This is a genomic window from Janthinobacterium sp. BHSEK (genome assembly GCF_056174685.1).
The window spans coordinates 72,765-96,864 of record NZ_JBWBYV010000012.1; the positions used below are offsets into that span (position 1 = coordinate 72,765).

Genomic DNA, 24,100 nt, shown 5'->3' on the forward strand with positions numbered 1-24,100 from the left:
GCTACGGGGGCTCTGCGATCATGGCGTGCCATGAAGAATACCGCCCCCCTCCCCCACACACGTTTCGCTCCCTACCGCGAGGAAGTCTGCAGCGAAGACGACGTCAAGCACCTCGTCCACACCTTTTATGCGGCCGCGCGCGAAGACGCCATGCTGGGTCCCATCTTTGCCGCCGAGGTCAAGGATTGGGACGCCCATCTGGCAACATTGGTCGATTTCTGGTCCGGCTTGCTGCGCGGCACCATGCGCTACCACGGCAAGCCGCTGGCGCAGCACGCGAACATGGAAAACCTGACGCCGTGCATGTTCCGCCGCTGGCTGACCCTGTTCTTCGCCACCACCGAAAGCATGGGCAATGCCGCCTTGCAAGAAAAGGCCGACACCATCGCCTTGAATATTGCCGAACGGCTATGGAAAAGCTTTGCGGAAAACCACGCCATCGTGGCGCCGCAGCTTTAGAATCGTTCGTAACCCTGGAGGTAACGCCATTGACCCACGGGCATGGCGCCCATCGGGATGCGGCCGATGCGCAAGCGCTTCATGGCGACGACGTCCAGTCCCACCATCTTGCACATATGGGCGATCTGGCCCGGCTGCACGTTTTTCAGGGCGAAACGCAGGCGCGTCTCGTTCTGCCAGCTCACCTTGATCGGCGGCAAAGGCTTGCCATTGAAGGGCAAGCCGTGATTCAGCAGCGCCAAGCCGTTTTCCATGATATCACCCGACACTTCCACGATGAATTCCTGCTCCACCGTCTTCGCTTCATCGACGAGCTTGCGGGCCACGCGGAAATCCTGCGTGAACACGAGCAAGCCCGAGGCCATGGTTTCCAGCGGATTGGTGATGGTCAGGCCGATCAAATGGCGCTTGAGGAAGCGCGTGACGGAGCTGGGCGCCACGTTCTCCGGCGTGAAAATCTCTTCGGGACGCAAACAGCTCAATGCGGGTTTGCCCTCGCTGCCGATACCGCCATGGATGCCGGCCGGCTTGTGCAGCAGAATCGTCACGGGCGGCATTTCATCGAGGGTGGCGTTCGGCAACAGCACCACTTCCTGATTATCCGCCACGCGCGCGCCCGATTCCTCCACCAGCACGCCATCGACCGTGACCCAGCCGCCCTCGATATACAGCTCGGCCTCGCGGCGCGAGCAGGGCACGTCTTCGGACAGGCGCTTGGCCAGGCGGACGGTGGGCATTTCGTGTGGTGTGGTCATGGGGAGGCGCAAAAGCAAGAGGAGGAGAAAGCCGGTATTGTAACCGACCCGCTCCTCCTCTTTTGCGGTGCGCGCTGCTGATTGTCGGATTACGCTGCGCTAATCCGACCTACCCGACCTATCCGACCATGTGCGGTTTTGTAGGTTGGCTTAGCGGCTAGCCGCGTAAGCCAACAATCAGGCTTGCGCCTTGGCCAATTCCTCGGCAAAGAAACGGTGGCCCATCTCTTCCAGGCCCAGGGTCTGCAGCACTTCCTGCAGGCGCTCCGTCGGACGCTGGCGCGGCAGGTTTTTGTAGCTGGCGATGATCAGCTCATTCTTCATCGAATGCTCCCAGCCCACCAGCTCCGTCACGCTGACCTGGTAGCCGTGCGCTTCCAGCTGCAGACAGCGCAGCACGTTGGTGATCTGGCTGCCGAACTCGCGCGTGTGCAGCGGGTGGCGCCACAATTCCGTCAAGACGTTCTTGCCCAGGCTCTTGCCCTTGTTCTTCTTCAGGACGGAAGCGACTTCCGCCTGGCAACACGGCACCAGCACCATGAACTTCGCCTTTTTCTTCAGGGCGAAGTGGATGGCGTCGTCCGTCGCCGTGTTGCACGCATGCAAGGCCGTGACGATGTCGATCTGCTGCGGCAGCAAGTTCGATTCCGTCGATTCGGCCACGGACAGGGGTAAAAACGACATGCCGGGGAACTTGAACTTCTTCGCCAGCTCTTGCGAACGCTGCACCAGCTCTTCGCGCGTCTCGATGCCGTAGATGTGCGAACCGTCGTTGCCGTTCTTGAAGAACAGGTCGTACAGGATGAAGCCCAGGTAGGACTTGCCGGCGCCGTGGTCGACCAAGGATACGCCGGGATGGTCGAGTTGCACCTCGCGCAGCAGCGGCTCGATGAATTGCGTCAGGTGGTAGACCTGCTTGAGCTTGCGGCGGCTGTCCTGGTTCATCTTGCCGTCGCGCGTCAGGATGTGCAATTCCTGCAGCAAGGCGACCGACTGACCATCCTTGATCTCGGGCATGTTGCTGGCGGCCGTGATAACGTCTTTCGGCGCAGCGGCTGCGGTGGCGGCGGGTGCCGCGCCCTTAGCGCGCTTCATCGATCCACGCCATCTGTATCGCTTCGAGCACTTTTTCGCCGCCGCGCGTGTGGTCATCGTCGAAGCCGTCCAGTTCCACCACCCAGTTGTGCAGGTCGGTGAATCGCACGGTCAGCGGGTCGATGTCCGGATGCGCGTCGAACAACGCCTCGGCGATCGCGTGTATGTCGGACCATTTCATCTTAGTGACTGCCTTCGCTGACCTGGTTGATCGTGTATTTCGGGATTTCGACGACGAGGTCGGCCTCGGCCACGATGGACTGGCACGACAGGCGCGACACGGCTTCCAGGCCCCAGGCCTTGTCCAGCATGTCTTCTTCCAGTTCCGTCGCTTCGTTCAGGGATTCGATGCCTTCGCGCACCAGCACGTGGCAGGTGGTGCAGGCGCACGATTTTTCGCAGGCGTGCTCGATGTCGATGTCGTTTTCCAGCAGGATGTCGCAGATGGACTTGCCGCTTGGTGCTTCGATGACGGCGCCGTCCGGGCAAAGCTTGGCGTGCGGCAGGATAACGATTTGTGGCATGGTTTCTTCTTTCAGTCTGTCATTCGGGGCGCGGCCGCGGCGAGTGCCTGCGGCGCGCATGTCAATTATCTTTAAACCACCTGGTCCAGCGTTTTGCCGGTCAGCGCCGTGCGCACGCTGCGGTCCATGCGGCGCGAGGCGAAATCCTCGGTGCCGTCGGCCAGCGCCTCGATCGCCAGTTTTAATGCCTGGTGGTCGATGGCGCCGCTTTGCGATTGCGCAATGGCGTCGCGCACCTTCTGCATCAGGCCATCCACGGCTGCGCGTTCGGCGTCGTCGAGCAAGCCGCCGTCTTCGTCCAGCGCCGACTGCGTGGCCAGCAGGATGCGTTCCGCTTCCACCTGCTCTTCGCGCAGCGCGCGCGCCACCATGTCGGTGTCGGCGGAGGTGTACGAATCCTGCAGCATGCGGGCGATGTCGTCGTCGCCCAGGCCGTAGGCGGGCTTGACGCTGATCGACGCTTCCACGCCCGAGCGCAGTTCGCGCGCCGAGACGGACAGCAAGCCGTCCGCATCGACCTGGTAGGTGATGCGGATGCGCGCGACGCCCGCCACCATCGGCGGAATGCCGCGCAATTCAAAACGCGCCAGCGAGCGGCAATCGCTGACCAGTTCGCGCTCGCCCTGCAGCACGTGCACGGCCAGGGCCGTCTGGCCATCTTTAAAAGTCGTAAATTCCTGGGCGCGCGCGCACGGTATCGTCGAATTGCGGGGGATGATCTTTTCCACCAGGCCGCCCATGGTTTCGATGCCGAGCGACAGCGGGATCACGTCCAGCAGCAGCCAGTCGTCGCCGGCGGCGCGGTTGCCGGCCAGCAAGTTCGCCTGGATGGCCGCGCCCAGCGCCACCACCTTATCGGGGTCGATATTCGCGTGCGGCGTCGTGTGGAAGAATTCGCTCACGGCGCGCTGCACGTGCGGCATGCGCGTGGCGCCGCCCACCATCACCACGCCGTCGACGTCGTCCGCATCCACGTTCGCGTCGCGCAGGGCTTTCTTGATGGCGTTCATGGTCTTGGCCACCAGATGCTGCGTCATGGCGGCAAAGTCGGCCGCCGTGATGCGCAGGTGGATTTCTTCGCCCGAGTTCAGCTTGGCGTCGATCGTCGTTTCCGGCTTGGTCGACAGCAATTCCTTGATCTCGCGCGCCTTTACCATCAGGATGGCCGTGTCTTCGTCCGACAGCGGCGCCAGCTTGGCGTGTTCGCTGATCCAGCAGAACAGGCGGCGGTCGAAATCGTCGCCGCCCAGGGCCGAGTCGCCGCCCGTGGACAGCACTTCGAAGACGCCCTTGCTCAGCTTCAGGATCGAGATATCGAAGGTGCCGCCGCCCAGGTCATACACGGCGTACACGCCTTCGGACGCGTTATCGAGGCCATACGCGATGGCGGCGGCCGTCGGCTCGCTCAGCAGGCGCAAGACATTGATGCCGGCCAGCTGGGCCGCATCTTTCGTCGCCTGGCGCTGCGCATCGTCGAAATACGCTGGGACGGTAATCACGGCGCCCACCAGGTCGTCGCCCAGCGAGTCTTCCGCGCGCTGGCGCAGGGTGGCGAGGATTTGCGCCGACACTTCGACGGGGCTTTTCACGCCGGCCACGGTTTTCAGCTGCACCATGCCAGGCGTATCCTGGAAGTCGTAGGGCAGGTTTTCCGCGTAGGCGATGTCGGCCAGGCCGCGGCCCATGAAGCGTTTGACGGAGACGATGGTGTTCTTCGGGTCGGTGGTCTGTGCGGCCAGGGCCTTGTAGCCGATGTTGGCGTGGCCGTTCGGCAGGTAGCGCACGACGGACGGCAGCAGGGAGTGCCCTTCTTCGTCGTTGAGCACCTCGGGAATGCTGTTGCGCACGGTCGCGACCAGGGAATTGGTGGTGCCAAGGTCGATGCCGACGGCCAGACGGTGCTGGTGCGGCGCGGTCGACATGCCTGGTTCGGAAATTTGCAGAAGTGCCATTGTATTCGTGCCTCGATTAATTTTTTGCGTGATGCAGCTGATGCCTGGTGCGCATTATAAGACGCGCGCCAGACTGGCGCTTGGCACGCCGGTCAAGCTATCCGGCGATCAAACCTCGATCGCCTCATAGGCAAAACGGACTTCCTCGCCGAATTTGTCGAGGAACATCAGGGCGAGCACGCTTTGCGCGGCATTCACATAGTCGCCGCCATCGAGCTGGGTCGCCACCTGGGCCAGCAGGGCCTTGCGTTCGCCGCGCAGCTGGCGGTCCAGGGCGTCGAGCGCCTCGGCATCCTTGCCCGCGCGCGCATCGCCCAGTTCCTCGCGCCATTCCATCTGCTGCATCAGGAAGCTGACGGGCATGGCCGTGTTCGATTCCGTCTGCAGATCGACGCCATTCAGTTCGCACAGGTATTGCGCGCGCTTTTGCGGGCTTTTCAGGGTTTGATAGGCTTCATTGGCGCGCGTGGCCCATTGCATCGCCACGCGCTTCTCGGCGCTGCTGGCGTTGATGAAACGGTCCGGGTGGACCTTGCCCTGCACGTCGCGGTAGGCCGCGTCGAGCGCGCTCATGTCGAGCCCGAACTGCGCCGGCAACTGGAATAATTCGAAGTGGTTTTGCATAATTGTCAGTGGTCGCTGTACCGCAATCGATGGGTACAGCGCACCGACCGGGGTCTTGCCAGCTGTTTAAATCCTGAAGGACTCGCCGCAGCCGCAGGCGTCTTTTTCGTTCGGATTGTGGAACTTGAAGCCTTCGTTCAAGCCTTCGCGCGCGAAATCGAGTTCCGTGCCGTCGATGTAAGGCAGGCTTTTCGGATCGACGAAGACTTTCACGCCGTGCGATTCGAAGACGCTGTCTTCGGCCGCCGCTTCATCGACATATTCGAGCTTGTAGGCCAGGCCCGAGCAGCCCGTGGTGCGCACGCCGAAGCGCAGGCCCATGCCCTTGCCGCGCCGTTCGATATAACGGTTGATGTGTTTCGCCGCTTTTTCGGTCAGTGTGATCATGTATTTCTCCGCGCCCGCCCCGCGCCTTGCGGCGCCGGGCAGGATGCAAACTTAGGCCGCAGCCGGATGGCGGGTCTGGTAGTCCAATACTGCCGCCTTGATGGCGTCTTCCGCCAGGATGGAGCAGTGGATCTTCACTGGCGGCAGGGCCAGTTCTTCGGCGATCTGCGTGTTCTTGATGGCCAGCGCCTGGTCCAGGGTCTTGCCCTTGACCCATTCGGTCACCAGCGAGCTCGATGCGATGGCCGAACCGCAGCCGTAGGTCTTGAATTTCGCATCTTCGATCAGGCCGTCGGCGCCGACCTTGATCTGCAGTTTCATCACGTCGCCGCAGGCAGGCGCGCCTACCATGCCGGTGCCGATGGTTTCATCACCCTTGTCGAAAGCGCCCACGTTGCGCGGGTTTTCGTAGTGATCGAGTACTTTGTCCGAGTAAGCCATTTTGATGCTCCTTTAATATTCTTGCCGGCCCCGTCAACAGGGGCCACGGTGTTGGTTAGTGGGCTGCCCATTGGATGGAGTTAATATCGATTCCCTCTTTGAACATGTCCCACAGCGGCGACAGTTCGCGCAGCTTGTGTACTTTCGATTTCAGCAGGTTCACGGCGAAGTCGATGTCTTCCTCGGTCGAGAAGCGGCCGATGGTGAAGCGGATCGAGCTGTGCGCCAGTTCGTCGCTGCGGCCCAGGGCGCGCAGCACGTACGATGGTTCCAGGCTGGCCGAGGTGCAGGCCGAACCGGACGACACGGCGATATCCTTGATCGCCATGATCAGCGACTCGCCTTCGACGTAGTTGAAGCTCACGTTCAGGTTGTGCGGCACGCGGTGATCCATGTCGCCGTTGATGTAGACTTCTTCGATCTCCTGCAGGCCCTTGGCCAGGCGGTCGCGCAAAGCCTTGATGCGGCCGATTTCGCTGTCCATTTCTTCCTTGGCGATGCGGAAGCTCTCGCCCATGCCGACGATCTGGTGCGTCGGCAAGGTGCCCGAGCGCAGGCCGCGCTCATGGCCGCCGCCGTGCATCTGCGCTTCCAGGCGCACGCGCGGCTTGCGGCAGACGTACAGGGCGCCCACGCCTTTCGGGCCGTAGGTTTTGTGCGCCGTGAAGGTCATCAGATCGACCTTGGTCTTTTGCAGGTCGATGACGACCTTGCCCGTCGCTTGCGCGGCGTCGCAATGGAAGATGATGCCTTTAGAGCGGCAGAACACGCCGATTTCGTCGATCGGCTGGATCACGCCGATTTCGTTGTTCACCAGCATCACCGACACGAGGATGGTGTCCGGGCGCACGGCCGCGGCCAGCTGCTCGACGGTGATCAGGCCGTTGTCCTGCGGTTCCAGGTAGGTCGCTTCGAAGCCGATGCGTTCCAGTTCGCGCACCGTGTCGAGCACCGATTTATGCTCGGTCTTGACGGTGATGATGTGCTTGCCCTTGGTCTTGTAGAACTGCGCAGCGCCCTTGATGGCCAGGTTGTTGCTTTCCGTCGCGCCGGAGGTCCAGATGATTTCGCGCGGATCGGCGTTCACCAGGGCCGCCACGTGGCCGCGTGCCTCTTCCACGGCTTTTTCCGCCGTCCAGCCGTACATGTGGCTGCGCGAGGCCGGATTGCCGAACTGCTCGCGCAGGTAGGGAATCATCTTGTCGGCGACGCGTGGATCGATCGGCGTGGTGGCCGAGTAATCCATGTAGATCGGGAAATGCGGTGCGGTTTCAAAGTGCACTTGGCCTACGTTTTTTTCTGGGGCGTTCATCAATAACTCCTGCAATCAGCAACTTGGTATTTTGTTATGTTCAACCGAGGGCGGCGTGGTTACGGTGCATCACCATCACGCTTTGTTCGGCAATCTTTTGTCTCTGCTGGTCGACCAGGTCCTGCAAGGACACAGAATCCAGATAATCGACCATTTTTTCGTTGAGCGTGGACCACAATTCATGCGTCATGCAGCGCGCCCCCGTGGCCGCGTCGGCGCCGTGGCAATGTTCCTTGCCGCCGCACTGCGTGGCATCGAGCGGCTCGTCGACGGCGATGATGATGTCGGCCACCGTCACCTTGTCGGCACGGCGCGCCAGGCTGTAGCCGCCGCCGGGACCGCGGATCGATTCGACGATCTCATGGCGGCGCAGCTTGCCGAACAGCTGCTCCAGGTAGGACAGGGAAATCGACTGGCGCTGGCTGATGCCGGACAAGGTGACCGGTCCCTTGCCCTGGCGCAGGGCAAGATCGATCATCGCTGTCACGGCAAAACGGCCTTTTGTAGTCAGACGCATACATCCTCTGGTCAACTGGTTTAAAATATTGCGGTTTTTCAACTTCTCAAACCCCGAGTAGTTGAATGATTTAGTCAAGTATAACAAATTCGGCGGGGTTTGTCAGAGCGCCCCTCGATGACCACAGGGCTGGAAGGGGCATGGCCGGCCGCGCCAGGCGCGGCGGCATCAGGAAAACAACAATACTGCTCAGGCACGCAGAGCGCTACGTACTTTCATTAACTCAAACCCCAGCAGGTTCAAGCCGTCCCAGCGGGCCGGATCGCCGATGCGCGGATTGTCCGACGCCAGGCCCACGCCCCAGATGCGGTCGACGGGGCTCGCTTCGATGATGACGCGCTCGCCCGTGCCCAGCAAAAACTTGCGCAGCGCGGCTTTTTGCGAGAACTTGGCAAAGTTGCCATCGAAGACGATGCCCGCGCGCGCCGCCTCCCACACCCTGGCGTCAAAATTGGCCACTTCGCGCCCCAGCTTCTTCACTTCCGACGGCCGTGCGGCCGCCACGATGCGCGCCTGCACGGCCGTGTCGCCAAACAGGGCCGCCTTTTGCGCCATCATGTAGTGCTCGGCCGTGGCGTACGTCACGCCGGCCAGGCTGAATGGCGAGGGAAACCACTGGCTGAAGCAGCTTTTGTCGGGCACCTGCGGCTGCGCCGGCGTGTGGCCCCAGAAATACAGATAGTCGGGCTCGCCGCCCGCCGCGATCCACGCCTTCAATTCTTCCACGTTACTGATTTGCATATTCCCCGCACTTCCGCCAGACAGGCGATGATTCAAGCTCAAGCACGCAACAGCTGCATCGGGCCAAACAGGGCCTGCATGTCGCTGTTGCCGATAAAGGACAGATTATACGGATGTTCCGCCGTCACCTGCGGCAAGGCTGCGGCCACCGGCAAGCGTTTGATGAGCTCGGCAATCTTGCCCCACAAGACCAGTTGCGGCAAGGCCGCCCCGCCCTGCTGCGCCAGCGCTTCCAGCACCACCTGCAGGAAGGGCAGCCAGCCGCGCGCATCCTGCACGGGCGGCACGTGGGCACGGAATACCAGCGCCGCGTTGAGCAGCAAGAAACCCTGCTCCGTCATCTTGCGCTGCAAATCGGGCAGGGTCTGGATGACGCCGCTGCCGGCTTGCAGCGCGGCCGCCGCCACGGGCGCCATGGCCACGCCGGAAGTATCTCCGCCCAGCAGTTGGCCATCGGCCACCAGCAGCATCTTCATGAAGTTGCGCAGGGAGGTGGCGCGGTTGACGGGCTTCGACAGGCCCGTCGCCGACCACAGGCTGCCGACGGCGCCATCCATGAAGCACACGCCCGTGGCGCTGTCGGCGCGCGGATACGGCCCCTCGCCCACCAGCACGTAGCGCACCTGCGCCAGCGGCAGGGCAAAGGCGGCGAACAGCCGGCCCTGCGTGGGCAGGTAATCGTCGACGGCCAGCGCCGGCAGGTAGGCGGGATCGGCCGCCATCACGGCCTGCAAGCCGCGCAGCAGGATGGGACGCCAGGAAGCATGCGCCAGGGACAGGGCATCGGTGATGCTGGCAGGAACGGTTGTTGCGGTCATGGCGCGTCAGTAAAATATTTGGGCAAACGCAAATTGTAGCGCACCGGCAAGCGGGTATTGACTGCCCAAAATCAATTCCGCATAAAAAAGCCCCGGTCTGCATGCTGACCGGGGCGGCTTACGTTTGATGCGGCTCAAACTTACTCGGCGTCAGGCTGCTGCGACGGATGCGCGGCGGCAAAGGCCGGCAAGCCGGCGCAATGCGCGTGGATGCGCGCCACGCGCGGGTACGGCGCCAGGTCGATGGCGAAGCGCTGCGCATTGAATACCTGCGGCACCAGGCAGCAGTCGGCCATCGTGGGGCTGTCGCCATGGCAGAACAGGCCCGTTCCGGCCGGGTCGCCCTGCGCCAGCAGCGCTTCCACGGCCGCCAGTCCCTCGGCCATCCAGTGGCGGTACCATTCCTGCTTGGCCTCGTCCGACAGCCCCAGGGTGTTTTTCAGGTATTTCAGCACGCGCAGATTCGTCAGCGGATGGGCGTCGCAGGCGATCGCCAGCGCCAGCGCGCGCACGCGGGCGCGTCCCAGCGCATCCGCAGGCAGCAGCGGCACGGCTGGCCGCGTCTCGTCGAGATACTCGAGCATGGCCAGCGACTGCGTCAGGATGGCGCCCTCGTCATCGAGCGCCGGCACCAGCGCCGACGGATTGACGGCGCGGTAGGCCGGCAGCAGCTGCTGGCCGCCGTCCTGCAGCAGGTGCACCGGGATGCTGTCGTAGGCGATGCCCTTCAAATTGAGGGCGATGCGCACGCGGTAGGCGGCCGAACTGCGGAAATAGGTGTACAGCTTCATGGCGCGGCCTCCCCCTCAGGCGCGGCCGGCGCTGTTGCCAACATACAGCGCGACCGCCTGCTCGATGCTGCCGAAGATGCTGGCGCCGGCCGCGTCGCGCATTTCGATGCGCACCGTGTCGCCGAACTTCAGGTACGCCGTCTTGGGCGCGCCATGTTCGATGGTTTCATACATGCGCACTTCGGCCAGGCAGCAGTAACCCACGCCGCCGTTCTCGATGCTGGAACCGAACAGGTTGCCCTGCTTGTTCGACACGGTGCCCGAGCCGACGATGCTGCCGGCGCCCAGTTCGCGCGTCTTCGCCGCATGGGCGACGAGCTGCGCAAAATTGAAGGTCATGTCTTCGCCCGCATTTGGTTTACCGAACGGCTTGTCGTTCAGGTCCACCAGCAGCGGCAGGTGCAATTTGCTGTCCGCCCAGTCGGCACCCAGCTCATCGGGCGTGACGGCGACGGGCGAAAACGCGCTGGCCGCCTTCGACTGGAAGAAACCGAAGCCCTTGGCCAGTTCGCCCGGGATCAGGTTGCGCAAGGAGACATCGTTGACCAGCATCACCAGGCGGATCGCTTGCGCCGCGTCGGCCACGCCGGCGCCCATGGCCACGTCGCCCGTAATCACCGCCACTTCCGCCTCCAGGTCGATGCCCCACTCTTCCGACAGGGCGAAGATGGGATCGCGCGGGCCGATGAAGCTGTCGGAGCCGCCCTGGTACATCAGCGGGTCCGTGTAGAACGAGGCCGGCACTTCCGCGTTGCGCGCCTTGCGCACCAGTTCCACGTGGTTGATGTAGGCGGAACCGTCGGCCCACTGGTAGGCGCGCGGCAGCGGCGAGTGGCACAGATTGGCGTCAAACGGCTGCGCGTCCGGCGCCCGGCCCGCGTTCAGGTCGGCGTAGGCTTGTTCCAGCTTCGGCGCCACGGCGTCCCAGTTGTCGAGCGCCGCCTGCAGGGTGGGAGCGATGGCGGCCACGCGCTGGTACTGGCGCAGGTCGCGGCTGACGAGGATCAGGGCGCCGTCGCGGCTGCCGTTTTTCAGGGTTGCGAGTTTCATGGTATTCCTTGTTAGGCGTAGGGTTCAGATGGATGCCGTGTGCGGCGCTCAGGCGTCGGCTGGCGCATGCATCCAGGCGGCGTGCTTCGGTGCGCGGCGCGTCTGCGACCATTCTTCCAGCATTTCCCATTTGACGGCGTCCAGTTTGGCCATCATCTCGGGCGTGCCCACGTTGGCCGCCAGTTCCAGGCGGTGGCCGTTCGGGTCGAAGAAATAGATCGACTGGAAGATGGCGTGATTGACGGGGCCCAGCACCTCGATGCCGCCGGCCACCAGACGCTCCTTGGCGGCCAGCAGTTCTTCCATGCTGCCCACTTCCAGCGCCAGGTGCTGCACCCAGGCCGGGGTATTGCGGTCGCGGTCCATCGGCGGCTGCGTCGGCAGCTCGAAGAAGGCCAGCACATTGCCCTGGCCCGCGTCGAGGAAGACGTGCATGTACGGGTCCGGCGCCTTGGTCGACGGCACCAGGTCTTCGGCGATGGCGAGGACGAAATTCATGTTCAAATGCTTGACGTACCACTCGACGGTTTTCTTCGCGTCGATGCAGCGGTAGGCAACGTGGTGGATTTGCTTGATCTTCATGTGCTTGTCTCCAATGGATGGCGCCCGGGGCGCGATGGCTGGCCTGTTTTTCAGCTTTTCACCATTAGAATCGAGTTACAGCTATCATACAAACAATTTTTAACCATTGATTTATCGGATTATCTTATGAGTCCCAGCCTGCGGCAAATGCGCGCCTTCGTGGCGCTGGCCAAGACCGGCAGTTTTACCCTGGCCGCCGAATACCTGCACGTGACGCAATCGGCCTTGAGCGGCTTGATCAAGGAACTGGAAAGCGTGCTGGGCGTGCGCGTGGTCGAGCGCAGCACGCGCAAGACGCAGCTGTCGGAAATCGGCCGCGAACTGTATCCGCTGTTTGAAAAGATGATCGAGGACCTCGACGGCGCCATGGCCGGCATCGCCCAGCGCAAGGCCCTGAAGACCGGCCTGGTGCGCATCGCCGCGCCGCAGATGATGGCCTGCACCCTGCTGCCGGAAGTGATCGCCGCCTACCGCCAGGCGCACCCGGACGTACAATTGCGCCTGGTCGATTGCCCCGTGGAAAACGTGTCGGCGCGCGTCTTCAGCGGCGAAGTCGATTTCGGCATCGGCCCCGAGCGCGACCCGACGGCGGAAATCGCCGCGCAAGTGCTGTTCGAAATGCCCTTCGTGCTGGTCTTCCCCGAGCAGCATCCGCTGCAACAGAAAGAGCGCGTGACCTGGGCCGACGTGGGCGACTACCCGTTCATTTCGCTGCAGGGCCAGTTCACGGAGCGTTTGCTGCGCGACATGCACGGCGCGTTTCGCGAGCTGTCGCTCAACCCCTACAATGAAGTGACCTTCATGACGACGGCGCTGGCCATGGTCAGCGCCAACCTGGGCATCACGGTCTGCCTGCCCTACGCGGAGCCGATGGTCAAACTCTACAAATTGCAGATGCGCGCCCTGCACGAGCCGGAACTGACGCGACGCTTTTTCGTCTACACGAAGACGGGCCGTTCGCTGTCGCCGGCGGCCGAAAGCTTCATGGCATTCCTGTTCCGCTTCGTCGAGACGCACGAGTGGAATGTGGGCGCGGGCGGGCCCGCAGCCCGCGACACGCTGCCGGCCGGCGGCCCTTTATAATGGCGCATCGCCCCTTGCCGCTAACGCCATGACCCAGCCTGACCAGCACGACCTGTCGCCCACCGACGCCGCCACCATCGCCATCAACCAGCGCATGAACAAATTCGACGGCCATGCGCAGGTCTGGCTGTTCGGCTATGGCTCGCTGATCTACAAGGCGGACTTCCCCTATATCGAACGGCGTCCCGCCAGCATCGCAGGCTGGACGCGGCGCTTCTGGCAAGGTTCGCACGACCACCGGGGCACGCCGATGGCGCCGGGCCGGGTCGCTACCATCGTGCCGCAGGCGGGCGCCGTGTGCGACGGCATGGCGTATCTGATCACGCCCGAAGTCTTCGCCCACCTCGACCACCGCGAAAAGAACGGCTACCTGCGCCTGGCCACCGAGATCACCTTCGACGATGGCAGCAAGGTCGAAGGCCTGGTGTACATCGCCAACGAGGAAAACGCCGCCTTCCTCGGTGCCGCATCGGAACTGGATATCGCGCGCCAGATCGCCCGATCAAACGGTCCCAGCGGTCCGAACAGCGAATACCTGCTGCACCTGGCCAACGCCCTGCGCGAACTGGGCAAGAGCGATCCGCATGTCTTTGCCATCGAGCAACACCTGACGCAGCTCCAGGCACATAGCCAGGACAGCGCCGCGGCACACCCCTGCGGCATCAGCGCTGACGCTGGTTTAACTTAAAACAGATCCAGCTGCCCCGCATTGCCTTTTTTTACGTTTGCGCCCAGCGGCGGCACCACCAGCGGGCGGCGGAACTGCGTGCAATCGAGCTGCTTGAAGCGCCCGCCCTTGCCATGCAGCCCCAGCCGATGCACGGCCTTTTCAAAGCGCTGGCGGATGAGATCGGCCCACACGCCTTCGCCCCGCATGCGCGCGCCGAACGCGCTGTCGTAGTCCTTGCCGCCACGCATTTCGCGCACGCGGTTCATCACCCGCTGAGCCCGTTCAGGAAAGTGCGCTTCCAGCCATTGCTGGAACAATGGACTCACTTCCCACGGCAGGCGCAGCACCACGTAATGGGCGTGGATGGCGCCCGCGTCGCGCACGGCTTCGAGCAGCTGCTCGATTTCCGGCTCCGTCACGAAAGGAATGATGGGCGCAATGCTCACGCCCACGGGAATGCCCGCCTCCGTCAGGGTGCGGATGGTGCGCAATCGCCGCGCCGGTGCGGCCGCGCGCGGTTCCAGGGTGCGCGCGATGGCCGGGTCGAGCGTCGTGACAGTGACGGCCACGGCGGCCAGGCGCCTGGCCGCCATGGGCGCCAGGATGTCGATATCGCGCTCGATCAGCGACGATTTCGTGATCAGCGCCACGGGATGATCGCACTCGTGCAGCACTTCCAGCACGCGCCGCGTCAACTGCCGTTCCCGTTCGCAGGGCTGATACGCATCCGTATTGACGCCCAGGGCGATCGGTTCGGGCACATACGACGGCTTGGCCAGTTCACGCCGCAACAGTTCGGGGGCGTTCACCTTGGCGTAGATGCGGCTTTCGAAGTCCAGGCCCGGCGACAGGCCCAGGTAGCTGTGCGTGGGACGCGCAAAGCAATATATACAGCCATGTTCGCAACCCCGGTACGGGTTCAACGACACGTTGAACGGCAAATCGGGCGAAGCGTTGCGCGTGAGGATGGTGCGCGCCTGCTCGTCGCTGACCTGCGTCTTCCAGGTCGGCGTGCTCTCCTCCCCGCCTGGCTCATCCAGGCCGCCCACGCTCCAGCCATCGTCGAAACCGGCGCGCGCATGCGTCTCGTGGCGCCCCTGCAGGTTCGAGACGGCCCCGCGCCCCTTGTGCGCTTTCAGCGATTGCGGCGGCAACATGGCTTGCCCGGCGAAGCTGTCATCGTGCTCTGGAATGATTGCTTTCATGAACGGCCCCATCAACTGTATATACGTACAGTATACTATGCCGCTGTGCGGCCAAGATCAAGGGCTGCCGTGCTGTCGTTTCAAGCTTTTTCGCCGTGCAGCATGACATAACTCAACTGCTGCGCGACAAAGCCGTCGAATGCCGCGATCAGGGGAACGAAGCGGGGGACGTCCTGCTCCAACTGCATCAGGGCATAACACGTCGCTTCCAGGGTCGATAACTGGTCTGGCGCGTGCGCCTTGCGGATCAGATAATGGGAGGCGGGCGTATCGCGCAGCGGCAGGCGCGGCAGCTGTTGCAACGAAGGATTCAAGTACAGCATCTTACGGCTCTTGCGCCAGGTGGCATCGAGCACCACCAGCCGCAATTGGGTCGCCAACCGGGCGGGATCGAGCAAGATGGCGGGGTCGAGCGCTGGCGGCGGCGCGATGCCCAGCGAACGGTCGCCGGGCGTATCCGGGTACAGCAGCACATTGTGCTTGCCGGCCAGCAATTCGGCGAGCGCCTCCGGGGCAAACTGTTCGCCCGTCAGCAGGCGGCTGTTGGGCAAGCTCAGGTGCAGCAAGCGGGCGCTGCCCTTGGCGTTGTGGACTTCCAGCGGATGCTGGAGGATCAGCACTTCCACGGCGTGGGCAACGGGAGCGATCCAGCGGCAGATGCAGCTGGCTGCGGCGCGCAGGCAGACCGGGCAACGTGCGCGTTTGGCCGGCTCCGCCAGGGAGGACGATGCTGAGGGATGACTGGAGCTAGTGCTGGAGGTACGGCGGGTGGTCATGGCGGAGCGCGTTCGCGGCTGTCTTCAAGCCGCGATTGTAGCGCCCACGCCATGCCAGCGGGAATGGCCGTGTGAAGGGCCGGTTAAAACAACTGCCAAAAACTGCTTGGAAAGGCCTGAAACAACGGATTAAAACAACGGATTAAAACTCTTCCCACTCATCGGCGCCGGAAGCGACCGGTGCGCGCGGCTTGCTGGCGGGCGTCGTGTCCGGTTTTGCGGCCTTGGCTGGGCCGCTGGCAGAGTGGGCGACGAACGTCGACGCGGAGGTGCGCGCAGAAGCGGTGACCGTGCGCCGTGCGGCAGGCTTGACGACGGTGGCTGCGGCGGGACGGGCGGATACGCTGGCCGAGACATATTGCTGCGTGGCATCGAGCTTGAACACGCCCACCACGTCGGCCAGCTTGGCCGCCTGTTCCTGCATGGATTCGGCCGCGGCGGCCGCTTCTTCCACCAGGGCCGCGTTTTGCTGCGTCACCTGGTCCATCTGGCCGATGGCCTGGTTGACTTGCTCGATGCCGGCGCGCTGCTCATCGCTGGCGTCGGTGATCTGGTTCATGATCTGCGTCACATGGCTGATGCTTTGCACGATTTCATCCATGGTGCGGCCCGCCTTGTCCACCAGTTGCGAACCGGCCTCGACCTTTTGCACGGAATCGTCGATCAAGCCCTTGATTTCCTTGGCCGCCGCGCTCGATCGTTGCGCCAGGTTGCGCACTTCGGAAGCGACGACGGCAAAACCACGGCCCTGCTCGCCGGCCCTGGCCGCCTCCACGGCCGCGTTCAATGCCAGGATATTCGTCTGGAAGGCGATGGCGTCGATGACGCTGATGATATCGACGATCTTGCGCGAGGAATCGTTGATCGAGCCCATGGTGCTGACCACTTCCGACACCACCACCCCGCCCTTGCTGGCGATCTGCGAGGCGTCGATGGCCAGTTGGTTGGCGCTGCGCGCATTGTCGGCATTGAGTTTCACGGTGGAAGTGAGCTCTTCCATGGATGACGCCGTCTCTTCCAGCGAACTGGCCTGCTCTTCCGTGCGGGACGACAAATCCAGGTTGCCGGCCGCAATTTCGCTCGACGCCGTGCTGATGGATTCAGTGCCGGCGCGCACCTGGCCGACAATACTGACCAGTTTATCGTTCATATTTTTCAGCGCGTGCATCAGCTGCCCCGTCTCATCGCGGCTTTCCACCACGATATGGCTGGTCAGGTCGCCAGCGGAAACGGCTTGCGCCACCTCGACGGCGCGCGTGATGGGACGCGTGATCGAGCGCGTGATCCAGTACGCGCAGGCGATGCCCAGCAAGATGGCAACCACGCCCAGCGAGATCAGCAGCAAGCGGCCGTTTTCGTAGCGCGAACGGATTTGCGCGGCCGTTTCATCGAGCAATTTGGCTTCCAGCAATTCCAGCTTCTTCAGCGCCGCCAGGTAGACGTCGCGCTTGGCGGCCATGTCGCCTTCGTACAGGCGCTTGCCCAGTTCCAGGTCGCCCGCATTCTTGGCCTTGAACACATTCTTGCGCACTTCCGTGTAGGCCTTGCGCGTGCTCAGCACCTCCTGGTACAGCGATTGCTCTTCAGCGTTCAGCTCGCTCTTGCCGATCGCGTCCTGGATTTCCGTGGCACGCGATGACGAGACCGCCATTTCCTTTTCAAACTGCTTCTGGTGTTCGGGATCGCTGACTTTCCAGGCGGCCGCCGTGCGCGCCGCGTTCACCTCGATGACCTTGGTCCATTCACCGATCAGGCGCTCGTTGCGCACCTTGACGTTGACGAGCGCATCGGTTTCCTTGCTGGCGCTTTGCATCTGCACGATGCCCACCACGGTCAGGGTCGTCAACAGGAGCAGGACGGCAGCGAAACCGCCACCGAGTCGTACGCCGATTTTGAGGTTTTTCATTGCGTGATTCCTATCTGAAGAAAACAATGCACAGACGCCACGAAACCGACTTACTGCTACAAATCACTATAGCAGGCATCCGCCGTGCGGCAATCACGAGCGGCGACGCAACGGTAGGCGCGTCACCAGAATGGCAGCACGCCGCAGCGCACCACTTTGGAGCAGATTGTGAGTGAATCAGGATGGTATTGCAAGAAATAACATGCAGAAAAGCAACAACCAGAAGGTGCTTTGCCGCCACGAACGGGCGGCAGGCAAGCAAGGTCAGTTTTGCTTCACGTAGATCAATTTTGACGTATCGAAACCCAGCCCCCGTGCTTTCTCGATCAGGCGCTGCTGCAAGGCAGGATCCATGCTGGGCGTGCGCGACAGCAACCAGAAGTAGGACTTGTCGGGGCCGCTGATCATGGAATAGCTGTATTCTTGCTGGTCCAAATCAAACACGATATAGGCACCATAGAAGGGGCCGAAAAACGACACCTTCAGGTAACCCACGTCTTTCTTGTCGACGAAATACGCCTTGCCTTCCGCTTCCTTCCACTTCGCGTCCGCATCCTGGTAGCCCCGGTTGAGCACTTTCAGGCCGCCATCCTGGCGCAGGCTGTAGTCGGCCGTCACATGGCTCAGGCCCCGTTCGAACGAATGGTCGAGGCGCGCGATCTCGTACCATTTGCCCAGATAGCGGGTCGTGTCGAAGTTGCTGACAGGTACAATATTCTCGGGCCGGCCCACGCAGCCGGCCAGCACGAGCACACACAGGAACAACAGTTTTTTCATGGTCTTCTCCAACGAATGAAATCAAGGTAGCAGTTTCTGGGCAGCAAGGTCAGGGCAGCAACGCGCGGTCGACGATGCGGCGGATCGCGCCACTGGCTTGCATGCGCACAATGGCGGCATTGAATTGTTCGATAAAATCATCGCGGTACGGGTAGGCGGCGGGCCGGCGCTCCGTCACACCCAGGTGCCCCTGCTGGCTGGCCAGCTGCGCGGTTTCCTGTATCGCCTGGATCGCCTGCACCGGCGTGCCCGGCGCACCCTCGCGCCGGATGCGCTGCAATTCCCACTGCGCCGACAGGCGGTCGCTGACATAGCAATCGATACGCCCGCGTATCAGCTTGAGCAGATTCGTGCGCGTGCCCTTGGCCGTATCGAACACGATGTTGGCCGCTTGCAGGGCTGCCGTCTGCTTCGCATCGCCCAGCAAAAAACCCGCGTTCACGCCGATGTGCAGGCCGCCGTAATCGGCGGGCCACTGCCGCAGCGCGCGTTTCGCCAGCACGTCCTGGTTGCACAGCACCACCAGCTGCTCCATCAGCAGCGGCACGGAATAGCGCACGTACGGCCGCTCACTGCGCCACGAATACGGCGGATACAGGGCAAACGCCTCGCCCGTCTGCAGCATCAGCACGCCCCGTTTCCAGGGCACGGGGCGCAGCTGCACCGCGTATTGCGGCATCGATTGCACGGCTTCGCGCACGATCTCCGTGTAGATGCCCTTCAGCCGGCCGTTCTCGACGTAGGAGTACGGCGGATAATCGTCGTCGCCATAGATCACCAGCGGCGTCGCACCCTCGGCCCGCGCGCCGGCGGCGATGAACAGGCATAGCGCGGCAGGCAGGATGAGCATTCTGGACATGCCGGAAGATTAGCATGGAAGCGCGCAAACCGATCATCCGTTCGCGCCGTTCGTGCCCAACATCTCGTCGAGCTGCGCCAGGGTGCTTGAATCCTTCACGACGGCGCGCAGCCACAGGTGCAGCGGCAGCTCGCCCCAGCTGGCGGCCTTGTCGGCCAGGTAGGCGACGGGGCTGTGCGGCTCCGTGCGGCGGAAGAAATCGGCCACCTGGCGCAGCTGGGCCAGCGCCTGCTGGCGCTGCACGATGGCGCCCCCGCCTGCACCTGCGTCAGCGCCCTGACCGGCGGCCGGCGCGCCGGCAAGGTCCGCGCCAGGCGACAGCGGCGCGATGAAATGAATGGCGTTTTCCAGCGCTTCGCGCGCGGCGCGAAAACTCGGGCCATCGACGCCGAAGCGCGCATCGACGCTGCGCTCGAAGGCCAGCAGCGACTGCATGCAGTATTGGGCATCGGCCAGCAAGGCGTCGGAAAAGGCGCGCGTGTTCCTTTGCCGCGCCGCCTCCATCTGCGCCAGGGTCACCCCTTCGTCGTGGCGCGCATCGCCCCAGCCCTGATCGGCTGCGCCCTGCGCCAGGCTGGCGGCCGCGCGCTGGCGCGCCGCATCGAAATCCTGCAGCGAGAACAGGCCATCGCTGCCTTCGGTCAGCGGGATCTCGCGCAGCAGCTGCGGCGTGCGCGAGAGCAGCCAGAAGACGTTGCCGATGCGCTGTTCCTGGTCGCCCTCTTCCGCCGGCGGATACAAGCCATCCCAATAGCGCTCGCACAGGCCGGCCAGCAGCGCGTAGCCGTCGCCCAAGCCGCGGAAATGGCGCGTTTTCGCGTGCGCCTCGGCCAGCCACACGGCCACGCGCAAATCCTTGCTGTGCGTGGCGATCAGCTGTTCGCAGCGCGTCGCCACGAAAGGCCAGTCGGCTTCCTTCAGCGCCGTCACCCACTCGCCCTGGTCCAGGCTCGGGTCGTCGTACTGGCGCGCGCGCGCGATGGCGTCGAGCTCCTGGCTGAAGGTGATGTCTTCGCCGCAGGGGCTGACGGCGCTGACGGGGTGCAGCAACTGCTCCAGGTTGAACATGGCGCTCTCCGGAAGGTGGATTATCGGATAGTGTACTTGAATTGCCCCTGCTTGCTGGCAGTGACGCGTATCGACGCGACCGGCTCGCCTGCAGCCATGCGCGCCAGCACCGCTTCGGCGATGGCCGGCAGCAGGCTGCCGTTCAGAATTTGATCGACATTGCGCGCGCCCGAATCGACCTCGGTGCAGCGCGCCAGCACGGCGTCGACCAGGCCCGCGTCATGGCTGAACTGCGCCTGGTGGTTGCGCGCGATGCGCGCGCCTATCCTCGCCAGCTTCAGGGCGATGATCTCGGCCAGCACCGCGTCGTTCAGGGGATAGAACGGCAGTACCTTCAGGCGGCCCAGCAGGGCCGGCTTGAAATGCGCCACCAGCTGCGGGCGCACCAGTTCTTCCAGCGCGGCCGGCGTGGGCAAGTCTGGCGCTGTGCGGTTCAGGCAGGCGGCCATCATGGCGCCCGACCCCAGGTTCGAGGTCGCGATGATGATGGTGTTGCGAAAATCGACTTCGCGTCCTTCCGCGTCATCGAGCACGCCCTTGTCGAAGACCTGGAAGAACAGTTCCAGCACGTCGGGATGGGCTTTTTCCGCCTCGTCGAGCAGCACCACGCTGTAGGGCTGGCGCCGCACGGCTTCCGTCAGCACGCCGCCCTCGCCATAGCCGACATAGCCGGGCGGCGAGCCTTTCAGGCCGGCCACGCTGTGCGCCTCCTGGTATTCGCTCATGTTGATGGTAATGAGCTTGCGCTCGCCGCCATACAGCAGATCGGCCAGCGCCAGCGCCGTTTCCGTCTTGCCCGTGCCGGACGGCCCCGTAAACAAAAACACGGCTTGCGGCTTGTTCGGGTCGTCCAGGCTGGCGCGCGCCGTGCGCACGCGCTGCGCCACCGCGTCGATGACGTGGTCCTGTCCCAGCACCCGTTCGCGCAGCGCGCCATCCAGGGCCAGCACCGTGCGGATCTCGTCCTTGAGCATTTTGCCCAGCGGGATGCCGGTCCAGGCGGCGACGATGCCGGCCACCACCTGGGCGTCGACTTCCAGCGGCGACAACGGTGCTTCTCCCTGCAGGACCGCCAGTTCTTCCTTCAGCGCCAGCAGGCGCGCCGCGCCCACTTCGCCCGGCCGCTCGCCGCGCAGCTGCGCGCGCAAGTCGCCGATCTGCGCCACCAGCGTTTTTTCGCGCTCCCAGCGCTGCGCCAGCGCCGCGACCGCCGCCTGGCCTTCGTCATGTTCGCGCCGCAGCCGCGCCAGGCGCGCGGCGCCGGCCTTGCCGGGCGCTTCGCCATCGGCCGCCTCGCGGCTCAAGGCGGCGATTTCCGCGCCGATGCGCTCCAGCCGCCGGTGTGCGTTTTCCAGCTGTGCCGGCGTGGCGCGCTGGCCCAGCGCCACCTTGGCGCACGCCGTATCGAGCACGCCGATGGCCTTGTCCGGCAACTGGCGCCCGCTGATGTAGCGGTGCGACAGGCGCACCGCCTCGACGATGGCGGCGTCGCGCACGCGGATGCCGAAATGGCGTTCCATCAGCGGCGCCATGGCGCGCAGCATGGCGCAGGCGATGTCTTCGCTCGGCTCTTCCACCTTGACCACCTGGAAGCGCCGCGCCAGCGCCGCATCCTTTTCAAAATATTTTTTGTACTCGCTCCAGGTGGTGGCGGCGATCGTGCGCAGGGCGCCGCGCGCCAGCGCCGGTTTCAGCAGGTTGGCCGCGTCGTTCTGCCCCGCCTGGCCGCCGGCGCCGATCATCGTGTGCGCCTCGTCGATGAAGAGGATGACCGGGTGCGGGCTTTTCGCCACCTCGTCGATGACATTTTTCAGGCGGCTTTCGAATTCTCCCTTCACGCTGGCGCCGGCCTGCAGCAAGCCCATGTCGAGCGCGTGGATGTGCGCGCCCTGCAGCACCTCGGGCACGTCGCCGGCGGCGATGCGCAAGGCCAGGCCTTCCGCCACGGCCGTCTTGCCCACGCCCGCCTCGCCTGTGAGTATCGGATTGTTCTGCCGGCGGCGCAGCAGGATATCGACGGCCTGGCGTATCTCCGCCTCGCGGCCGATCACGGGATCGAGCTTGCCGTCGCGCGCCAGCTGCGTCAGGTCGGTGGTGAACTGATCCAGCGCCGGGGTTTTGCTGGCCAGGCTAGCAACAGGATCGTCACCGGTGTCGGAAAGCCGCGGCACTGCCGCGCTTTCCTCCTCGCCGGAGCCGGCCGTGAGTCTATCCGGATGATGCTTCAATTGCTCGACGCTGAAGCGGGCGAACAGCTTCGAGCCGCGGTACGCGAGCTGCGACAGTTCCGGCTCCGTCAGCAGCGCCAGCAGCAGATGGCGGCTGCGGATGGGCCCCGGCTGCGCCGTATCGAGCGAGGCGACCAGCCAGGCATGTTCGAACAGCAGCGGCAAGTGCGGTGAAAACACGGGCGTGCGCGCGCTGCCCGTGCGGAAGCCGCCGATTTCGCGGCGCAGGTCCGCCTCCAGCGCCGTCAGGCTGATTTCGCTGCGCCGCGCAATGGTGACGAAATCGCTGCGCTCCTGTTCCAGCAGCGCCAGGAACAGGTGTTCGATATCGACTTCATACTGGCCCAGTCCCACGCAGATGGCGGCGGCGCGGGTGGCGGCCGTGCGTGACGTGTCATTCAGTTTGGCGATCAGGGTTTTGAGGTTATTGCTCATGCGGCGGCTCCCTTGCGGTTGATCGAATAGCGCAGCGACGATGGCTGCAGCACGGCGTCGAAATTGACCGTCTCGCCGCCGGCCATCACGGCCAGGGTGCCGCTGATGACGAAGCCGACGCGGTTGATGGCGCCCGCTTCACGCTCCAGGCGGGCGCGCACGTTGCGCAGGCGCGGCTCGTGGCGTTCGATGGCCCCCTTCAGCGCGGCGCAGATGCGGGCGCGGTCATCGCTGCTGGACAGGCACATGCCGGCGAAATCGATCAGGCCATAGTTGACGATGGACGCCGCGCATTCCGGATAGGCGTCGAGCGCGCCGGGCGGCAGGGCCACGCGCGTGTTGAGCAGTTCCTCCAGGTCGCGCGCCACCGCATCCTTCAATTGATCGAGCGACAGGCGCGCCGCCACGCCGCCCGCCGCACCGCCGTCGCCCATCAGGCGGTCGAACAGGCCAGGTACATAACTGTCCATGCGCTCTCCTGAAAAGTCGGCGCGGCGCGGGCGAAGGTGGCCGTCGCGCGCCGCGCGCCATGGATCAAGCCACGCGGTTCGCGGCCAGGTCCCAGCCGCCCGAGGTATTGCCGCCGGCGCCGCCCGTCACCTTTTGCTGCGTGTATTTCCACTTCACTTTCGAGAACTTGAAGCCGACGTGTTCACCGAGGATGTCGCCCTCTTCCACGTTCGGCGTGACGGCGCCGATCAGCACATTCTCGATTTCGATCTCAAAATACTTGACGCGTTCGCCCTGACCGTCGGCGCGCATGAATTCGAAGCGCGCCTTGGGGATGGTCTTGCCGGCCGAGCAGGTCTGCAGCAGCACCGGCGAGGCCAGGTCGGCCAGCTTGGAGATGACGATGTCCTTGTGCTCGCAGCGTTCGGCCGTGTGGCCGCCGCCCGTCGAGGCGGTGGCGGACTTCGGCTGCTCGACGCTCCAGCTGACCGATTTGCACTCGATCCAGTCCTTGTGCTTGTCATCGGTGGACTCGCCCTTGATGCCGTCTATCTGCAGATATACATCGATTGCCATGGTGTGCTCCTCTGGTTGA

Annotated in this window: 27 protein-coding genes; 3 read left to right on the forward strand and 24 right to left on the reverse strand. The window is 63.9% G+C overall.

Annotation, left to right across the window (positions count from 1 at the left end):
* The first annotated feature begins 30 nt into the window (after window positions 1-30).
* Window positions 31-459 carry a group III truncated hemoglobin gene (locus AC0V2Y_RS04985; protein ID WP_475415404.1) on the forward strand — a complete coding sequence of 143 codons (429 nt, stop codon included), beginning with the start codon at window positions 31-33 and terminating at the stop codon, window positions 457-459.
* On the opposite strand, the gene AC0V2Y_RS04990 is transcribed toward AC0V2Y_RS04985, so the two are convergent.
* From AC0V2Y_RS04990 to AC0V2Y_RS05060, 15 genes are all read right to left on the reverse strand, one after another.
* Window positions 456-1,214, reverse strand: a complete 759-nt coding sequence (locus tag AC0V2Y_RS04990; protein ID WP_475415405.1) for an rRNA pseudouridine synthase — start codon at window positions 1,212-1,214, stop codon at window positions 456-458. The two genes, AC0V2Y_RS04985 and AC0V2Y_RS04990, sit on opposite strands and share 4 nt — an antisense overlap.
* A gap of 177 nt (window positions 1,215-1,391) precedes the next feature.
* A complete protein-coding gene (locus AC0V2Y_RS04995; RefSeq protein WP_070311301.1) occupies window positions 1,392-2,309 on the reverse strand; it encodes a class I SAM-dependent methyltransferase in 918 nt (305 codons plus the stop codon).
* Window positions 2,296-2,490, reverse strand: a complete 195-nt coding sequence (iscX, locus tag AC0V2Y_RS05000) for a Fe-S cluster assembly protein IscX (protein WP_070288776.1) — start codon at window positions 2,488-2,490, stop codon at window positions 2,296-2,298. The genes AC0V2Y_RS04995 and iscX overlap by 14 nt, the downstream gene beginning before the upstream one ends.
* A gap of 1 nt (window position 2,491) precedes the next feature.
* Window positions 2,492-2,833 (reverse strand): ISC system 2Fe-2S type ferredoxin, encoded by a 342-nt coding sequence (gene fdx / locus AC0V2Y_RS05005; protein ID WP_070311300.1) that lies wholly within the window; start codon window positions 2,831-2,833, stop codon window positions 2,492-2,494.
* A 71-nt stretch (window positions 2,834-2,904) separates the two neighbouring features.
* Window positions 2,905-4,785 carry a Fe-S protein assembly chaperone HscA gene (gene hscA / locus AC0V2Y_RS05010; protein ID WP_475415406.1) on the reverse strand — a complete coding sequence of 627 codons (1,881 nt, stop codon included), beginning with the start codon at window positions 4,783-4,785 and terminating at the stop codon, window positions 2,905-2,907.
* 108 nt (window positions 4,786-4,893) lie between these two features.
* Complete coding sequence (hscB, locus tag AC0V2Y_RS05015; RefSeq protein ID WP_475415407.1) at window positions 4,894-5,409, reverse strand: Fe-S protein assembly co-chaperone HscB; 516 nt, start codon at window positions 5,407-5,409, stop codon at window positions 4,894-4,896.
* 66 nt (window positions 5,410-5,475) lie between these two features.
* On the reverse strand, window positions 5,476-5,796 hold the full coding sequence (gene iscA / locus AC0V2Y_RS05020; RefSeq protein ID WP_034750079.1) for an iron-sulfur cluster assembly protein IscA: 321 nt from the start codon (window positions 5,794-5,796) through the stop codon (window positions 5,476-5,478).
* Window positions 5,797-5,847: 51 nt separating this feature from the next.
* Window positions 5,848-6,237 (reverse strand): Fe-S cluster assembly scaffold IscU, encoded by a 390-nt coding sequence (gene iscU / locus AC0V2Y_RS05025; RefSeq protein WP_034779562.1) that lies wholly within the window; start codon window positions 6,235-6,237, stop codon window positions 5,848-5,850.
* A gap of 55 nt (window positions 6,238-6,292) precedes the next feature.
* Window positions 6,293-7,549, reverse strand: a complete 1,257-nt coding sequence (locus tag AC0V2Y_RS05030) for an IscS subfamily cysteine desulfurase (protein WP_070288779.1) — start codon at window positions 7,547-7,549, stop codon at window positions 6,293-6,295.
* A gap of 40 nt (window positions 7,550-7,589) precedes the next feature.
* Window positions 7,590-8,066, reverse strand: coding sequence for a Fe-S cluster assembly transcriptional regulator IscR (gene iscR / locus AC0V2Y_RS05035; RefSeq protein WP_034779566.1), 477 nt, complete (start codon window positions 8,064-8,066; stop codon window positions 7,590-7,592).
* Window positions 8,067-8,255: 189 nt separating this feature from the next.
* Window positions 8,256-8,807 carry an NADAR family protein gene (locus AC0V2Y_RS05040; RefSeq protein WP_475415408.1) on the reverse strand — a complete coding sequence of 184 codons (552 nt, stop codon included), beginning with the start codon at window positions 8,805-8,807 and terminating at the stop codon, window positions 8,256-8,258.
* Between the two features lie 38 nt (window positions 8,808-8,845).
* Window positions 8,846-9,625: a uracil-DNA glycosylase family protein gene (locus AC0V2Y_RS05045; RefSeq protein WP_475415409.1), complete on the reverse strand. Its 780-nt coding sequence runs from the start codon at window positions 9,623-9,625 to the stop codon at window positions 8,846-8,848.
* Between the two features lie 140 nt (window positions 9,626-9,765).
* Window positions 9,766-10,416 carry a maleylacetoacetate isomerase gene (gene maiA, locus AC0V2Y_RS05050; RefSeq protein ID WP_475415410.1) on the reverse strand — a complete coding sequence of 217 codons (651 nt, stop codon included), beginning with the start codon at window positions 10,414-10,416 and terminating at the stop codon, window positions 9,766-9,768.
* Between the two features lie 15 nt (window positions 10,417-10,431).
* Complete coding sequence (locus AC0V2Y_RS05055; protein WP_475415411.1) at window positions 10,432-11,466, reverse strand: fumarylacetoacetate hydrolase family protein; 1,035 nt, start codon at window positions 11,464-11,466, stop codon at window positions 10,432-10,434.
* Window positions 11,467-11,514: 48 nt separating this feature from the next.
* Window positions 11,515-12,048: a VOC family protein gene (locus AC0V2Y_RS05060; RefSeq protein ID WP_092710160.1), complete on the reverse strand. Its 534-nt coding sequence runs from the start codon at window positions 12,046-12,048 to the stop codon at window positions 11,515-11,517.
* A 126-nt stretch (window positions 12,049-12,174) separates the two neighbouring features.
* Here AC0V2Y_RS05060 and AC0V2Y_RS05065 point away from each other — a divergent pair, with 126 nt between their 5' ends.
* Both AC0V2Y_RS05065 and AC0V2Y_RS05070 read left to right on the forward strand, forming a co-directional pair.
* On the forward strand, window positions 12,175-13,131 hold the full coding sequence (locus AC0V2Y_RS05065) for a LysR family transcriptional regulator (protein ID WP_475415412.1): 957 nt from the start codon (window positions 12,175-12,177) through the stop codon (window positions 13,129-13,131).
* 28 nt (window positions 13,132-13,159) lie between these two features.
* On the forward strand, window positions 13,160-13,819 hold the full coding sequence (locus AC0V2Y_RS05070) for a gamma-glutamylcyclotransferase (protein ID WP_475415413.1): 660 nt from the start codon (window positions 13,160-13,162) through the stop codon (window positions 13,817-13,819).
* On the opposite strand, the gene AC0V2Y_RS05075 is transcribed toward AC0V2Y_RS05070, so the two are convergent.
* The 9 genes from AC0V2Y_RS05075 to AC0V2Y_RS05115 all read right to left on the reverse strand — a co-directional run bounded on the left by AC0V2Y_RS05075 (window position 13,816) and on the right by AC0V2Y_RS05115 (window position 24,081).
* On the reverse strand, window positions 13,816-15,006 hold the full coding sequence (locus tag AC0V2Y_RS05075; RefSeq protein ID WP_475415414.1) for a PA0069 family radical SAM protein: 1,191 nt from the start codon (window positions 15,004-15,006) through the stop codon (window positions 13,816-13,818). The genes AC0V2Y_RS05070 and AC0V2Y_RS05075 overlap by 4 nt on opposite strands.
* Window positions 15,007-15,086: 80 nt before the next feature.
* On the reverse strand, window positions 15,087-15,782 hold the full coding sequence (locus AC0V2Y_RS05080) for a tRNA-uridine aminocarboxypropyltransferase (protein ID WP_475415415.1): 696 nt from the start codon (window positions 15,780-15,782) through the stop codon (window positions 15,087-15,089).
* A 142-nt stretch (window positions 15,783-15,924) separates the two neighbouring features.
* On the reverse strand, window positions 15,925-17,688 hold the full coding sequence (locus tag AC0V2Y_RS05085) for a methyl-accepting chemotaxis protein (RefSeq protein ID WP_475415416.1): 1,764 nt from the start codon (window positions 17,686-17,688) through the stop codon (window positions 15,925-15,927).
* Window positions 17,689-17,952: 264 nt separating this feature from the next.
* The gene (locus AC0V2Y_RS05090; protein ID WP_475415417.1) at window positions 17,953-18,465 is read right to left on the reverse strand and encodes a lipocalin family protein; all 513 of its coding nucleotides are present in this window, start codon (window positions 18,463-18,465) and stop codon (window positions 17,953-17,955) included.
* Window positions 18,466-18,514: 49 nt separating this feature from the next.
* A complete protein-coding gene (locus AC0V2Y_RS05095) occupies window positions 18,515-19,324 on the reverse strand; it encodes a substrate-binding periplasmic protein (RefSeq protein WP_475415418.1) in 810 nt (269 codons plus the stop codon).
* Window positions 19,325-19,357: 33 nt separating this feature from the next.
* A complete protein-coding gene (gene tssA / locus AC0V2Y_RS05100; RefSeq protein WP_475415419.1) occupies window positions 19,358-20,392 on the reverse strand; it encodes a type VI secretion system protein TssA in 1,035 nt (344 codons plus the stop codon).
* A 20-nt stretch (window positions 20,393-20,412) separates the two neighbouring features.
* Entirely contained in the window at window positions 20,413-23,055 is a 2,643-nt protein-coding gene (gene tssH / locus AC0V2Y_RS05105; protein ID WP_475415420.1) for a type VI secretion system ATPase TssH, read from the reverse strand.
* Window positions 23,052-23,525 carry a type VI secretion system baseplate subunit TssE gene (gene tssE, locus AC0V2Y_RS05110; RefSeq protein WP_475415421.1) on the reverse strand — a complete coding sequence of 158 codons (474 nt, stop codon included), beginning with the start codon at window positions 23,523-23,525 and terminating at the stop codon, window positions 23,052-23,054. The genes tssH and tssE overlap by 4 nt, the downstream gene beginning before the upstream one ends.
* 64 nt (window positions 23,526-23,589) lie before the next feature.
* Window positions 23,590-24,081, reverse strand: coding sequence for an Hcp family type VI secretion system effector (locus tag AC0V2Y_RS05115; protein ID WP_034750126.1), 492 nt, complete (start codon window positions 24,079-24,081; stop codon window positions 23,590-23,592).
* Window positions 24,082-24,100: the final 19 nt, after the last annotated feature.